Origin of the sequence: Paenibacillus fonticola DSM 21315, assembly GCF_000381905.1 — a bacterium.
Taxonomy (GTDB): domain Bacteria; phylum Bacillota; class Bacilli; order Paenibacillales; family Paenibacillaceae; genus Fontibacillus; species Fontibacillus fonticola.
Genome location: NZ_KB907264.1, coordinates 76,025 through 90,168, shown reverse-complemented (window position 1 = coordinate 90,168; position 14,144 = coordinate 76,025). Strand labels below are relative to the sequence as shown.

Sequence of the window (14,144 nt, the reverse complement as noted above, 5' to 3'; positions counted from 1 at the left end):
GCACCTTCGCTTGGGCTCCTCATTATATTCCATTTCCAATCACCTATTAAAGAACGTACAATACTTAGTACTGTAAACCGTACTAAGTACTTTTAATGAGCGTACTGTTTTATTTCCTTGCCCTCTGGTAAAATCTCTGGTGAATAGGGACCCATACGCACACGAAAGGGGAACGGACTGATGCAAGACGAAATGCAAAACAAGATCCACGACGGGATACACGATGAGATGCACGGCAAGATACAAGGCAAGATGCAAGGCAAGATGCAAGGCAAGATGCACGACGGGATACGCGATGACGAAAAGACGGTGGGCATACTGACGACACTCCGTGTGATCGGAGGAAAATGGAAGCCACTAATTTTATTCATTTTGCTGCAGGACGGCACGAAACGCTTCGGCGAACTAAGACGCCTTCTTCCGAATATCACGCAAGGAATGCTGACCAATCAGCTGCGTGAGTTGGAGCGAGACGGCCTGGTGATCCGAACGATTCATCAAGAAATCCCCCCTAAGGTGGAATATTCCATATCGGACTACGGCAAGTCTCTCCACAAGATCCTGACAGAGATGTGCGGCTGGGGATATGATCACCTGGAATATATTCAGCGTGCGACCAGCGAGCAAGCCGCAAAATCTTAATACACCCAACAACGTACGATCTCCTCCGAATCACTGCTGGAGCTTCAAATGCTGGCGATGATTCCGCCGCAACATAAACAAACACGCTCCGTCCAAGCCGCATTGCCTCTGCTTTTCATAAGCGCTCCTGCGCTCCTGCGCTCCTGCTTTTTACGTAACTTTTTTGCTACTGAGGCAAAATGACTAATAGCAAAGCGATGACAAGGATCAATTTCGTCAGCCGTTCGACTTGACGATGCCCTCTATTTTGTTCCTCGCTGTTGACCGCAGCCGCCGCATGAGTGTTTAGGCGCAGCTTCAACTGCTTATCGACGGCAAGCTTGCCAGTAAGGGCGGTCAGCATCAATAAGGTCAAGCCCAAGTGCCAATAGGCCGCTGACAACTGAGTGAGGAACCGAATTATATCGACGACGGTCAATGCTGCTGCCGAGGCAAGCGCCAGCCTGTTGTACCTGTTCCAGGAGTTAATCGATATTTCCTCAAGCGTCGCGACTAATCCTGCATCAGAGCTTAAGGCCAGCTTCTCAGACAGAAACGGGCGAACCGCCGCGGCCATGACAATGGCTCCGCCAACAATTAGGGCCAGCGCAACATTTTCAATAGCTTGTAAAAGAATAGTGAACATAGCTAATCATCTCCCTTTTTGAAACACCATATTTTGAAAAAGCGCATTAGTTGGTCAACCAACCAAACTTGCTTAAAAAAGAAAAGCAGCCTTTTACCCAGTCATGCCAGGTCAGGTTATGTGATGTTATGTCATGCGATGTTATGTGATGTTATGCGGTGTCATGCGGCGTCATGTGATGTTATGCGATGTCATGCGATGTGATGTTATGTTATTTCATGCGATGTGATGTTATGTTATTTCATGTTATATCTAGCTCTTATCATTTTCTCGAGCTCCAAGTATGCGCCGTCTATATCAAACTCTGGATTCAGCAGCTTCTGTAAAGCTAATCCATCAAAGCAAGCCAGCATGATTGCCGCGACTGCGGCTGAATCAGCCTCTTCTCCAGCGCTGTCCGCAACCTTGTGCAAAATGTCCTCAATGCCGGTACGGGCATTTTCCAGCAAAGCATTCACCCGATCCGAAATTTGCGGATTGCGAAGCCCCATGGCAAATAATTCAAAGCGGAGTTTATACCAATCCGGCTGCCGTTCAATACGCTCTTTGGGCTCGTTTAAGGCTGCTTTCGCGAGATGTGCGGACGGTACGCTGGATTGAAGCCGCTGCATATCCTGTGTGTACTGCTGAGAGGAAGCTAATAGCAGATCCGTCAAGATTTCCTCCTTATTTCGGAAGTAATAATGGATCAGGCCCGGTGTAATCCCTGCCTCGTTGGCAATATCTTTAATGGATGCTTTCTCATATCCCTTTTCTGACATCACTTTGGATGCAGCTTCCACGACTTTATCCCGCTTTTGCTGTACCATGCCATCACCTCTCCCCCATTTGGTTGGTTGACCAATTAAATGAAATATAACACAGCTGTATGCAGACTGCAAGATTCATGGATGCCATACTCATAGCGAACCTTCGTTTATTTTGCGTCGTCCCGTCTAACTGTAAGTATATTGGGCTTATCTCCATGGGTACGGCGAAGCTTTTTTCTCGCTTCCACTGGAGTTCTAGCTGTAACTGGAGCCACTTGTTGTTCCCCGTCGATTTCATAAGTTACGAGGAAGCATTTTTCACCACATCTCATTATCGCACCCTCCTATCTGTCAAAAAAATTAATAGCTATTATAACATTAAGCTTGGCACCTTACAGTATTCACTATTAAATTTAAGTAATCGATATCAATTATTTATAGAGCGGATTCCCTTGAACAAGAGGGTCCGCTCTTTTAGTATTCATTTAATCGTTCTTTTGCCCAACGTCTGAATTGTGTACCACACTACAAACACATTCAGCCGAATGCACAATGGCTTCAGATATGGAGACCTGTAAGAAACACTCGACTGCATTTTGCCCGGTCAGGTTTACTTAAAGAAACTAGAAGTACTGCCCTCTATTTCGCTTACGAAAAAAAAGGTTGTCCAAAAAGTCAGTAAAAACTGATTTTTTGGATCAACCCCTTGATCTTCATGAGGATGGTCTGGGGGTAGTAGAGCTGGTGAGAGTGGTGAGAGTGAATTGATAAGACTGATGAGAACGATGAGACTGATGGAATGGGCTGAATCCGTACAACTGCTCATCCGCTAAAGGACAGGAGATCCGCTATTTGTTGTAATAGGCCCTCTTTCGCTATGCTTACGGACCCTGGTTCCGCTATTCGACCAAATGGACTGCAATGAGCAGGTTTTTGGGATCAATTGCGGAACGTAGGTCCGTTAGCTCTGGAGATGCCTCGTTATTTCACAAATAACGTCCCCTGTGTCCGTTACCGTTACGTTAGATTCGCATGCCAACCGGTTGCCCATCCTCCCAGCCAACCTCCCGGCACTCTGCTACTTATCTACCCGATCCACACAGACCGTCAACCCAACCGACGACAACCAACTCCTCACACCACCAACACCTTCCACCAGCAAAACAGATGTGTAAAAAGAGTTGGACGGAGAAACACGATGTTGGTGCTGCACCTGTTTTCCGTCCAACTTTTATTTAGGGACTATTGGACAGCCCTTCCAGCTCCCCAATCCCTTAATATTCCACGCGGTACTCTTACTCTCCATACCAGAGCTTAACGCGGTCTTTAACAAATTGGCCATAAGCCTCTTCCATTTCCTTGACGCCGGCTTTTTCAAGATCCTTCATGTAGCTGTCCCAAATGGCATCGAAGTCCGCCGGCTTCGCCATGACCGCTTCCGGGATGCGCTTCCATGTAATATCCTTCATTTTGGCTCCCAGTATCGTCGCCTTGTTATCTGCCGGTAATGATATGTTGTATACTGCGCCGGCCTTTCGCTCCGGGAAATCCTCTTCACTAGGGAAGAGCCCCTTCCAATGCTCTATATTGTATGCGGCCAGCGCTTCTTTCTCCGGCTCACTGTAGGAAGCCGTCAGCTCCTCGGCATTTGTCTTGGTGAAATAGTTGCCTGTAGAATCTTTAATTCCATCTCCATAGTGCACCATCATGTTCCAATAGAATCCCAGGCCGGATTCTTTGGTGTAAGCCGTGCCCTCCCGGTCCATTTTCTCCTGAATGTCTTTCGGCACAAAACGCTTGCCATTCTCCACTACGTAATCGATACCTTCAACGCCCCAGTTCACCAGAACTTGCCCTTCTTCGGAAGCAAGGTAGTCCAGAAACTTGATGGCTGCTACAGGATCTTTGCATTCACTGGATATCGCTACACCATATCCGCCGTCAAAGCCTGCTGACCAGAAGCTGGGGTCTTTATATTCTTTGCTCAGCGTTACTGGATAATGTCCATAGGTATGATCGAACTTGCCGGCTGCTTTCAGCGATTGCTGCGCATCACCGAACTCCCATAACGGAACAATGAGACCAAGTACGCGTCCTGACGCTACTTTTGACTTGAACTGATCTGTTTTCTGAACGAAGCTCTCCGGGTCCAAGAGGCCGATATCGTTCATATGGTTTAGCCAGCGAAAATATTCCTTCTCCTCCGGGCGGCGGAAGTGATATGTCACGTCAAAGGTTTCCTGATCCACATAGTATTCTCCATCGTCAGGCGCGCCCGTCGTCATGAAGCCAACGTTAGTCACCATGTACATATGCCAATCATCTGCATTCAGGGAAAGACCGATATTCTTATTTCCGTTCTCATCGGTAGGATGCTTCGCTAAAAAGTCGGAGATGACCTTCTCATAATCCTGAAGGGTGCGAATTTCGGGATAGCCAGCTTCTTTCACAACCCGATGCTGCAATTCAAAGCCGTGCTCAGCTCTGAATTTCTTCTCATCTACAGCAGACCAAGTAGGAATGGCATAGATCGCCTGATCCTCCAGGCTGTATCTTGCCCGGACAATTTTATCCCCTAACATCTTCTTAATATTGGGCGCATGCTGTTCGATCAGGTCGGTCAAATCAAGCACCGCTCCGACGTCGACCAATTTGCCCAAATCAGACTTGGCCGCGATAAGATCAGGGTATTCCCCGGTAGCAGCCATAATGGACACCTTCTGGCCGGGATCACCCACCGCAAACTCGGCATCCAAGACTACCCCCGTCTTTTCGGTAATGATTTTACCAATACGGTCCTGCATCTTATTCCAATTCGGATTCGCATCCTCAGAGAAATACGTCAGTGTGATGACTTCACCCGGCTGTTTTGTGTTGGATTGCTGTGATTCGGCAGGCTTCCCCTCATTTTTGGCCCCGCCACAACCCGTCAATGCGGTAGACAGCATGAGCAAAACGAGCAGTAAGACTGCCAGTCCTTTCCTTCTTAGCCTCATATCATAACACCCCTTATTTGTTAATTTCGTATTGAACAGGTTCACACCTGACGATACCGGTCCCACAGAAAAACGGGTTCCACTAACTATGTCTAGCTTTTGGCTCTTAGCTAACTTTGGCTAGCTTTCGGGCTTTCGGGCTTTTGAGCTTTTGAGCTTTTGGGCTTTTGAGCTTCGGGCTAGCTTTGGACTAGCTTTGGACTAGCTTTGGACTAGCTTTGGGCTAGCTTTGGGCTAGCTTTTGACTGCGCCGAGAGTCATCCCTTTCACAAAATACTTCTGCAAAAATGGATATACGACGAGAATCGGAACCGTAGCTACGATCGTGATGGCCATCTTGACGGAATCCGGAGAGATCTGGGCCATTAATTGGTTCATGTTGTCCCCGCGCACATTGTTCGCATTCACTGTCGTGCTCTGCAGCACTTTCATCAACTCATATTGCAAAGTAGTCAGCTTACTGTTAGAGCCGTTAAATAAATAAGTATCAAACCAGGAATTCCACTGACCAACAGCAAGGAACAGTGCAACGGTAGCCAGCGCCGGCTTGCATAAAGGAAGAATTACTCTGTAGTAAATCGTGAAGTCATTCGCCCCATCCAGCTTCGCAGATTCCTGAAGGGCATACGGAATGCCGTCGATAAACGACCTTATGACAAAGATATTGAAAGCACTTACAAGTCCCGGCAAAATATAGACGGCAAACGTGTTCACCAAGTCCAAATTACGAATCAGCACGAAGCCTGGAATGAGCCCGCCTGACACGTACATCGTAATCGCCAGAAAGGTCGAGATGAACTTTCTGCCCTGGAACTCGGTCCGGGCCAAGGTAAAGGCAATCATCGAGCCGCTGATCAATCCCGCAATCGTGCCGACTACTGTACGGAGAACGGATATTTTAAACCCGGTAATGAGACCGTCGTAGCTAAAAATCAGCTTGTAATTTTGTAAGGTGAACTCTCGCGGATAGATCGTAATGCCGCCCCTGACGGTATCTACCGAATCGTTAAAAGAAATCGCCAGCACGTTTAAGAAGGGATACAGTGTAATAATCGTAATGAGCGTAATAAGAACATAGACAACGACGTCAAATAGTTTATCGAATATCGATCTGGACACTATGGCAAGCTCCCCCTTCCCTTACATGATGCTTTCATTCGCTATTTTTTTGAACGTTCCGTTCGCAATAAACAGCAGCATGAGACTAATGACGGAATTAAAAATGTTAATCGCCGTACCAAAAGAATACCGTCCCATTTCAAGCCCATATTTTAGAGAATATAAATCGAGGACCTCAGAATAATCACTGACCAAATGGTTGCCAAGCAGAAACTGTCTCTCAAAGCCAATGCCAATCAAATGACCGATCGACATAATTAATAGAACGATAATCGTCGGGCGAATGCCCGGCAGCGTAATGTGCCACATCTGGCGCAATCGGCTAGCCCCATCCACTCTCGCCGCCTCATATAACTCCGGTCCAATCCCCGCGATGGCGGCCAGGTAAATAATGGCGTTCCAGCCGGTCTCCTTCCAGACGTCCGCCGCGGTTACAATTCCCCAGAACATGTGGCCCTTCGCCATAAATTGAATAGGCTGATCTATCAAGTTAAGACTCATTAAGACGGCATTCACTACGCCTCCGTCTGTGGACAGCATTTTACTCACAATTCCGGCAGCAACGACCCATGATACAAAATGGGGCAAGTACGATACCGTCTGTACAAAACGCTTCACCACCTGCATCCTAACTTCATTCAGCAGCAAGGCAAACGTGACGGGGAATACAAATCCAGCGACGAGCCCCAAGCCACTCATAGCCAGCGTATTTCGAAGCACGAGATAGAATCGGTCATCCTGAAACAAAGCGACAAAGTGCTCGAATCCTACCCATTTTTGTTCGAGGAAGCTCTTTCCCGGTTTGTAATTTTGGAAAGCCATGGTCCAGCCCCACAAGGGCAAGTACTGGAACACCAGGACCCATAGCACGAAGGGTACGGACATCATGTACAACACTTTTTGGCTTTTGAATGTTTTCCACTTTGTCCCTTTTCTAGCTAATCCCAGATCAGGCTCACTTGTTGTTACCGCTTTCATCCTTTTCTCCCCCTTCCTGCATTTCATAGTAACGCAGGAGGCGAGCGCCAAAACAGACTAGGGATTTCGCATAAATTCATCCATAAATCTTAGATTTTTTCTGAAATTTTCAACCACTTCCATCGGTTTTCATCTTTTTCTGATAATCAGAGGGGGATTTGCCATCGTACTTTTTGAATTTGCTGTAGAAATAATTTACGCTCGAGAAACCGGCCTTTTCAGCTGCTTCATATACTTTGTCTCCTTGGGCCAGCCATTCCTTCGCCTTCTGAATTCTGACCTTATCTAAATAGGTGTTGAAGTACTCCCCCGTCTTGTTCTTGAAAACTTGCCCTAAATAAGCACTGCTGTAATTAAACATGCGGGCCAAGGTTTCCAGCTTGAGGTTCTCCGCAAAATGGCGGTCTATAAAATCCAGCATCTTCTTAATTTCGCTATGTTGACCCGAGGAACCGGATACGATCGACAATTTCTCCAGTACGCTAAGCACATCTTCAATCAGCCGGGCCAAAGTACGATGTCCATAAATACTGCTTAAAAATTGGGCTGGGCTAGATGCCAGGTTCGCTTCGTTCCATGTTTTCTCCGGAATTCTCCGCATCACTTCATTGATCATTTGGAAGAAGGCCTTCTTTACCTCTTGCTCGCTGCATCCCTTGTTCATATAAATTTGGGCTGCATTTTTCAATAAAGGCTCCAGGTTGCCGCCATCCCCGACATCTATAAGGTAAAACAACCGAAAGCCCCATTCCTGCACATCGGGCAAATCGCAGCGCTCCGGTATTTTCATATGGGATAGGTTGGCTGTTGTAGTATCAGGGCATAGAATGGCACCTTCCCCATAGAAAAAGCTCTTCTCCAATAAACTCTGGGCTGCGGTGTAGGACTGTCTAATCTCCAGCAACTGCTTTACTTTACCGCCTGCGGCTACCGTTATATAGGGGCGTAGTTCCCCTGATAGGTGCTGCTGTAATTCCTTATAGAGCTCCGCTTTCTCCTGTTCTCTCTCCAGCGGATTTTTAAGAAGCAGGGCGATGTAAGCCGCAGTATCGAGAACAACACCGCGCTTCTGGCGGTTAAATACATCAGCAAGCTGCTCGCGGAAGCGATGGATTTCGGCTTCACTCTTGGAGGCCTCTCCCCGAAATTCTACAAGCACCATTTCATATTCCGGCCAGTTTAACTCGTATTCTATAGCCATATCCTGAACCGTACTTTCATCCAAATTAGAGCTGCCTGATAACAGCGAATAGATGAGCCATTCTTTCGACCGATGGTCACTGCGTCCGGAGCTTTGCTGCTGCCTCTCTTGTACCATTTTCTCTCGCACATTTACTAACAATGAGGTCATTTCGTCCTTATTCACCGGCTTCAGCAAATAGCCGTCAGCTCCTAATTGCAGCGCTGTCCGAGCATATTCAAAATCGGCATAGCCGCTAACGATCACGTAACGCATAGGAATGCCAAGCGTGCGAATCTCTTGAATGAGCTGCAAGCCGCTCATGCCAGGAATGCGAATATCGACAATGAGTAAGTCAGGCAACTGGGTATCGAATGAACGAAGCACTTCTTTTCCACTGGCCGCTGTCCCAATGACTTCAAAGCCTATCGATTCCCATGGAATCAAGGTTCTCAGTCCGTTGCGGAGCTTGGGCTCATCGTCTACGATCATCACTTTATACATGAATATGACCCTCCTTCGGTATTAAAAATGACACCCTCGTCCCTTTCCCTTCACCGCTATCGATTTGAAGCCCGTAGGGCTTGCCGTAAGAGAGGATTAACCGGTCATGCACATTGCGCAATCCAATTCTTCCATCCGGCGCCTCTTCCTCAAGGCACTCCAAATGGCTATGTATCTCAAGCAATTTGTCCTGCGATATGCCCGCGCCATCATCGATCACTTCAATTCGAACGCCCTCCTGTGTACGATATACATAAACTTGGACTAAGGTGGCTCCTTCCTCTTTATTTTCAAGCCCATGAATAATGGAGTTCTCCACCAAGGGCTGAATAATGAGGGGCAATATCTCCACTTGCTCCGTATCCGGTTCAATATTCAATTCGTACTGCAGCCGCTCCTCATGGCGGAATTTCTGCAGCTCAAGGTAACAGAGCACGATATTCATCTCTTCTCGCAGCTGGATTTTTCTGTTCCCAATTTCGAGACTGCTCCGAATCATATTGCTCAGCTGCCATACGGCCTCGGCGATGTCCTCCTGCCCGCGGACATGGGCCTCCATGCGGATCGAATCGAGGGTATTAAATAAAAAATGAGGGTTGATCTGACTGGCCAGCATTTTGAACTTAATATCGTTTTGCTTCTGCTCCAGCAGGCTTTTCTGGTAATTGCTCTCCTCGACCTCGTTCATAAGCTGATTCAACCGTTCGACCATTCCATTAAATTGTCTGGACAGCTGCCCGATTTCATCCTTGCCGTCGATGGTCAGGAATGCCTTCCACGACCCGCTCCCCACTTTAGACATGTGCTTGCTAAGACGCAGCAGACGTCTGGTAATAAGCGAGGCCGAGCTATACACTAACAGAATTGCAACGAAGAAACTGGCGGCAATGACCAGGGCCGCACGCCCGATCACCCCATTCGCTTCCTTTACAATTTCCGGAACACTGAAGACGGAGATGACTCGAAGTCCGTTCCAGCTGTTCTGGAGACTAAGGCTGGATATGACGACTTTGGACGGATGCCCCGCCAGCATGACGTCAAAGCTTCCTTCTGGCTTCGTTAAAAAATCCGGGTTGTCCCCATGCACTTCGTTCAGATTTTCCCCGTACAAATCCGGACGGTTTGCCGCTACAATGTTATTCTGGTCATCCACAATCCAGGTGGCGAAAGTTTCCTGTGCTAATATCGAATCCAGGAGCACCGTATCTACGTTGATGACAAGGACGCTATCATAGGGCCCATCCTCGAGGTTAATTTTGCGTACCAGACTTAGATAGGACCGCTGATCCCGCTCATCCTCAATATAGTTCCACCCGGCAAGCCCCCTTTGGCTTAACGCTTGCTTGTACCAAGGCAGGTTCTGCAGAGCTTCATCCGGCTGCATAAAATCCCAGTTATTCAGCATCGTCGAATTGGGGGTGTACAGGCGAATCCCCTGAATCTCCTTATACATATGGACATAATTCCGGAGATCGGTATATTGCTTATACGTATGGACGACATCGTAATTGCTGCCATATTCCCGGCTAACGACGGTCTTTAATCGCGAGTCATTGGAGAGCTGATAGGAGATGTCCAGGGGAACCTTGACCACTTCCTCGGTTCTTTGTCTTACCCGCTCCACGTTGCTTGAAGCCTGCTGAAATGCGCCCGCAATTAAAATTTCGCGAAGCTGCACCGTAAGGATGACGCCGCTGATCAGCATCGGAATAACCGCAACAGAAATGAAAATCAATGACAGCTTATTTCGTAGCTTAATATCATTGAGTATCTCGATTAGCTTCATGATTAGGGACTCTCCTTAGTCTAAAATGCGTACACGCCTGAAATCATCCAACCTCTGACGTACAGCCCCTTTTTAATAAAAAGAGGCTGCCGGGCATCATAAAGTTATAAGGCATCCTGCTGTAAGGTACATCATGCAGGACAGCATCCCGTCTAAAGTTTCAGCACCTCTCGGACTTCGTTGGAAGCAGGATTTACTTTGTCTATGAACCCACCCTCTTTCCCGGAATAATAGAAAAAATAATTTATATCCATCCTCATCTTCCCATCTTAAGATTACCCGCCCCATCCAGTAAATGGAACACGGCTATGTAAATATGTCATAAAGATTGATTCATCTGCGAATTTATTAATATAATCATTATTAATATGTTATTGTGCTTGATACCACTTCGTTCCCGTGGAGGCTTGAGACCAATGATTGAATATTTTGCGAGCAACCCCTCTTTTGCCGATCTGCATATTACGCAATACGGGATAGAGCAATGTTCCCCCGGCCATCATTTTGGGCCAGCTATTCGAGACTATTATTTGATTCATTTCATTCTGGGAGGCAAAGGCACATTTGAAATGAGGAACGATATTTACCATCTTGAGCAAGGACAAGCCTTTCTCATTCCACCGGGTATCGTCACTTATTACCAAGCGGATGGCAGCGATCCATGGAAATATGCTTGGGTAGGCTTTCAAGGCATTCAGGCCGAAGGTTACTTACTCCGCACCGGCCTATCGGGTTATTCGCCAATTCTATATGGAATAAACCCTGAAGTTATTGAAGAGTGTGTACTGCAGATGGAAGCCTCCGCAGCGCTGCCTGACGGCCGCGAATTCAAGCTGTCCTCCCTGTTATATAAAGTGTTTGCGCATATGGCCGAGATCACTTTAACTGCTCCGAGAACATCGCGAGACAACCAGCACGATCTATACATACAAAAAGTAATCCAATTTATTGACACTAACTATGCCGGTAAAATTAGCATTGCTCAGATAGCCGATTTCGTCGGCTTGAACCGCAGTTATTTATGCGCGGTCTTCAAGTCGCGGACCCACTCCAGCATACAGCAATATCTCATTCAGTTTCGTATGAACAAAGCCTGCGGATTAATGCGCAACAGATGGTTATCTATCGCTGATATTGCAAGATCGGTCGGATATGACGACCCGCTGCTATTCTCTAAAATGTTCAAAAAAAACAAAGGGCTCTCCCCCCGCCGATACCGCTCGGAACGGGTATGATATTTTCATATTTTCAAATTTGCATATGTACGCTATGAGGTAATTCAAAAAGGGCTTGGTTGTCCCCAGCCCTTCATTCATTAACTATTCACTTTAACTTGCCTGCATTCCACTAGCTAATATTGCTAAATCCGATTTGAATGGCTGATGCTCAACCTATACTTGCAGCCTTTCCATCCCGTGCAGGCTGATCTTCATCCCCAAAGCAAAAGCTAATTTAAGCACTGTATCCAGCCGAGGAACAGACCCGCCATTTTCAATACGAGCAATGGACTCCTGATAAAGCCCTACTTTATCTGCCAGCTTCTGTTGTGTCCATCCGAGCTCGATTCGTCTTTGGTGAATGGCATTCACTAGTTGTGCGACCGATTCAAGTTCATTCATCCGCATTGGATCAATGGACTTTAGTTCCTTCTTTTTTTCGCTCCAACTTTTCATGATCAGTCACTCCTTCCGTTTCTCGTTAGCCAGTTATCCATTCGTCTTCTATACTGATAAACGGTTTTCGAATGAAATATCATCAACTTTACCTATTAATTCTTACTTCCTTCCATATCCATAATACTCAGGCAGGAGATTTTCTCCTTCCTGTACGCTTTTATTGACGATTTCATTCAGTTCTTCCATGGATCCATAAATTTCTTCGGTGGGAATCACGTCGCCAAAGTGTTCTTGAAATATGCTGTTCAATTCGCTGAATTCTTTAGTGTGCAAACACCTCAATACATTAGTGATCCCGTAGTAACTAGGTAATAAATCATACCCCGCAGCAATGCTCTCCTGTACTTTATATTTTAGACCGCCTAAAGTTTCATTTTCCGGGATGCTAAATATATCGATCACACCATAATATTTTCTATGTTCTGCCACAATCTCTTTAAATTCGTTCGTCTCTATAACATCCCGTATCAATTGATCATCCAGCCTTGTAATTTCCCCGCCATTCCATAAATTCATTTGCATGACAAGTTCTTGGTTTACGGAAATGAGTTCATTCATTTTGTTAAAATAAAACTCCACTTGCTTCTCCTTCGACCTCAAAAGCAAATCCATCTCTTGACGTTGTTTGGACTCTCGCTGGGAATGCTCCAGCAATCTGAAATAGCCAATTTGTATGTAAATGATATAAGCAATTAAGAGTAAAATTACAGTTACTCCGGTTATTCCGGTTATTCCGCCATATGTACGCCATTTATTTTTCATAAGCCTTCTACAATAACTCCCTTAATCTATGCCTTTAGCAAAAGTAACATAGCAATAGTGTCAATAATAAGCATCCCGGTTGCTCCCATATCCATAATACTCGGGCAGGAGGTTTTCTCCTTCCTGTACGCTTTTATTGACGATTTCTATCAACTGCTCCATCGTTCCGCCAATTTGTTCTGTCGGTATGACATCGCCAAAGTGTTCTCGGAATGTGCTGTTCAATGCTTTAAACTCTTTCGTATCGACCCACAACAGTACATTGGTTATCCCGTAATAACGCGGTAACAGATCATCCCCTGCAGCGATACTTTCCTCTACCTTATATTTTAGTCCGTTGAGCGTTTCATTTTCCGGAATGAAAATTTTGTCCAGGATACCATAGTGCTCTTCATATTTTGTCATGATTTCTTTATATTCCTTCGAGTCCAAGGCTTGCCACACCAATTGATCATCCAGCTTCAGCGTTTCTATACGGTCAGTGAACCATTAGTCATTGCAAGTTTTTGATTTGCGGCAATGAGTTCATTCACTTTATCAAAATAAAACTGTACTTGCCTCTCCCTCGACTTCAGCAGCCACTCCATTTCTTGACGTGCTTGGGATTCCTGCTCCGATCGTTTCAGCAGCCTTTGATAATTAAACTGCATAAAAATAATATAAGTGATGAGAAGTGAAATCACGGTTATCCCACCATATTTACGCCATTTATTTTGCATAAGCTTCCTCCGATAATTCCTCAAATCTTGTATAGGCAGAGTAGTTTCTTCATAACCTTCTGATAAGGTAAATACCTCCTATCCCATTATTATGTAAATCGGTTTATTTCATTATCTATGTTAGGGCCTAGCCGCTTGCCGCTGTCTGTGCCATTAAAACCGCGAAAAACCGCGCTAAGAGCATAACTAGCAAATCGCTTGCTGCTTTCAATTTTCTTCCGGGCGTAAAAATTTGCCCACAAAAATTTGCCTAAGGTATTTTTATCCGAGGAAAACCATACAGAAATCGCGAACAGCGGTGGGAGACGGGATTTGTATATGAAAAACCATACAGAAATCGCGAACAGCGGTGGGAGCCGGGAATTGTATATGAAAAACCATACAGAAACCGCGTACAGCGGCGGGAGC

Annotated in this window: 14 protein-coding genes; 2 read left to right on the top strand and 12 right to left on the bottom strand. The window is 46.1% G+C overall.

Annotation, left to right across the window (positions count from 1 at the left end; translation table 11 throughout):
- Window positions 1-276 precede the first annotated feature (276 nt).
- Window positions 277-642 carry a winged helix-turn-helix transcriptional regulator gene (locus G358_RS0119410; RefSeq protein WP_026342370.1) on the top strand — a complete coding sequence of 122 codons (366 nt, stop codon included), beginning with the start codon at window positions 277-279 and terminating at the stop codon, window positions 640-642.
- Window positions 643-808: 166 nt separating this feature from the next.
- On the opposite strand, the gene G358_RS0119405 is transcribed toward G358_RS0119410, so the two are convergent.
- From G358_RS0119405 to G358_RS0119370, 8 genes are all read right to left on the bottom strand, one after another.
- Window positions 809-1,267 carry a hypothetical protein gene (locus G358_RS0119405; protein WP_019638916.1) on the bottom strand — a complete coding sequence of 153 codons (459 nt, stop codon included), beginning with the start codon at window positions 1,265-1,267 and terminating at the stop codon, window positions 809-811.
- Between the two features lie 236 nt (window positions 1,268-1,503).
- Window positions 1,504-2,076, bottom strand: coding sequence for a TetR/AcrR family transcriptional regulator (locus G358_RS0119400; RefSeq protein WP_019638915.1), 573 nt, complete (start codon window positions 2,074-2,076; stop codon window positions 1,504-1,506).
- A 107-nt stretch (window positions 2,077-2,183) separates the two neighbouring features.
- The gene (locus G358_RS33510) at window positions 2,184-2,348 is read right to left on the bottom strand and encodes a hypothetical protein (protein WP_019638914.1); all 165 of its coding nucleotides are present in this window, start codon (window positions 2,346-2,348) and stop codon (window positions 2,184-2,186) included.
- A gap of 963 nt (window positions 2,349-3,311) precedes the next feature.
- On the bottom strand, window positions 3,312-5,012 hold the full coding sequence (locus G358_RS0119390) for an ABC transporter substrate-binding protein (protein ID WP_019638913.1): 1,701 nt from the start codon (window positions 5,010-5,012) through the stop codon (window positions 3,312-3,314).
- Window positions 5,013-5,246: 234 nt separating this feature from the next.
- Window positions 5,247-6,131 carry a carbohydrate ABC transporter permease gene (locus tag G358_RS0119385; RefSeq protein ID WP_019638912.1) on the bottom strand — a complete coding sequence of 295 codons (885 nt, stop codon included), beginning with the start codon at window positions 6,129-6,131 and terminating at the stop codon, window positions 5,247-5,249.
- Between the two features lie 21 nt (window positions 6,132-6,152).
- A complete protein-coding gene (locus tag G358_RS0119380; protein ID WP_019638911.1) occupies window positions 6,153-7,109 on the bottom strand; it encodes an ABC transporter permease in 957 nt (318 codons plus the stop codon).
- Window positions 7,110-7,218: 109 nt separating this feature from the next.
- Window positions 7,219-8,793: a response regulator transcription factor gene (locus G358_RS0119375; RefSeq protein WP_019638910.1), complete on the bottom strand. Its 1,575-nt coding sequence runs from the start codon at window positions 8,791-8,793 to the stop codon at window positions 7,219-7,221.
- Window positions 8,786-10,579, bottom strand: a complete 1,794-nt coding sequence (locus G358_RS0119370; protein WP_019638909.1) for a sensor histidine kinase — start codon at window positions 10,577-10,579, stop codon at window positions 8,786-8,788. Before G358_RS0119370 ends, G358_RS0119375 begins: the two co-directional genes overlap by 8 nt.
- A 416-nt stretch (window positions 10,580-10,995) precedes the next feature.
- Here G358_RS0119370 and G358_RS0119360 point away from each other — a divergent pair, with 416 nt between their 5' ends.
- Window positions 10,996-11,814 (top strand): AraC family transcriptional regulator, encoded by an 819-nt coding sequence (locus G358_RS0119360; RefSeq protein ID WP_019638907.1) that lies wholly within the window; start codon window positions 10,996-10,998, stop codon window positions 11,812-11,814.
- A gap of 156 nt (window positions 11,815-11,970) precedes the next feature.
- Here G358_RS0119360 and G358_RS0119355 read toward each other — a convergent pair whose 3' ends face one another.
- The 4 genes from G358_RS0119355 to G358_RS0119340 all read right to left on the bottom strand — a co-directional run bounded on the left by G358_RS0119355 (window position 11,971) and on the right by G358_RS0119340 (window position 13,736).
- Complete coding sequence (locus G358_RS0119355) at window positions 11,971-12,252, bottom strand: helix-turn-helix transcriptional regulator (protein ID WP_019638906.1); 282 nt, start codon at window positions 12,250-12,252, stop codon at window positions 11,971-11,973.
- A 102-nt stretch (window positions 12,253-12,354) separates the two neighbouring features.
- Entirely contained in the window at window positions 12,355-13,017 is a 663-nt protein-coding gene (locus G358_RS0119350; RefSeq protein ID WP_019638905.1) for a hypothetical protein, read from the bottom strand.
- A gap of 60 nt (window positions 13,018-13,077) precedes the next feature.
- On the bottom strand, window positions 13,078-13,422 hold the full coding sequence (locus tag G358_RS0119345; protein ID WP_205621552.1) for a hypothetical protein: 345 nt from the start codon (window positions 13,420-13,422) through the stop codon (window positions 13,078-13,080).
- A gap of 65 nt (window positions 13,423-13,487) precedes the next feature.
- Window positions 13,488-13,736 carry a hypothetical protein gene (locus G358_RS0119340; protein ID WP_019638903.1) on the bottom strand — a complete coding sequence of 83 codons (249 nt, stop codon included), beginning with the start codon at window positions 13,734-13,736 and terminating at the stop codon, window positions 13,488-13,490.
- Between the last annotated feature and the right edge of the window lie 408 nt (window positions 13,737-14,144).

Bases quoted from the DNA above. Each gene is read 5' to 3' on its own strand.
- G358_RS0119410 (WP_026342370.1), top strand. From the start codon at position 277: ATGCACGACGGGATACGCGATGACGAAAAGACGGTGGGCATACTGACG.
- G358_RS0119405 (WP_019638916.1), bottom strand. From the start codon at position 1,267: ATGTTCACTATTCTTTTACAAGCTATTGAAAATGTTGCGCTGGCCCTA.
- G358_RS0119400 (WP_019638915.1), bottom strand. From the start codon at position 2,076: ATGGTACAGCAAAAGCGGGATAAAGTCGTGGAAGCTGCATCCAAAGTG.
- G358_RS33510 (WP_019638914.1), bottom strand. From the start codon at position 2,348: ATGAGATGTGGTGAAAAATGCTTCCTCGTAACTTATGAAATCGACGGG.
- G358_RS0119390 (WP_019638913.1), bottom strand. From the start codon at position 5,012: ATGAGGCTAAGAAGGAAAGGACTGGCAGTCTTACTGCTCGTTTTGCTC.
- G358_RS0119380 (WP_019638911.1), bottom strand. From the start codon at position 7,109: ATGAAAGCGGTAACAACAAGTGAGCCTGATCTGGGATTAGCTAGAAAA.
- G358_RS0119375 (WP_019638910.1), bottom strand. From the start codon at position 8,793: ATGTATAAAGTGATGATCGTAGACGATGAGCCCAAGCTCCGCAACGGA.
- G358_RS0119370 (WP_019638909.1), bottom strand. From the start codon at position 10,579: ATGAAGCTAATCGAGATACTCAATGATATTAAGCTACGAAATAAGCTG.
- G358_RS0119360 (WP_019638907.1), top strand. From the start codon at position 10,996: ATGATTGAATATTTTGCGAGCAACCCCTCTTTTGCCGATCTGCATATT.
- G358_RS0119355 (WP_019638906.1), bottom strand. From the start codon at position 12,252: ATGAAAAGTTGGAGCGAAAAAAAGAAGGAACTAAAGTCCATTGATCCA.
- G358_RS0119350 (WP_019638905.1), bottom strand. From the start codon at position 13,017: ATGAAAAATAAATGGCGTACATATGGCGGAATAACCGGAATAACCGGA.
- G358_RS0119345 (WP_205621552.1), bottom strand. From the start codon at position 13,422: ATGACAAAATATGAAGAGCACTATGGTATCCTGGACAAAATTTTCATT.
- G358_RS0119340 (WP_019638903.1), bottom strand. From the start codon at position 13,736: ATGCAAAATAAATGGCGTAAATATGGTGGGATAACCGTGATTTCACTT.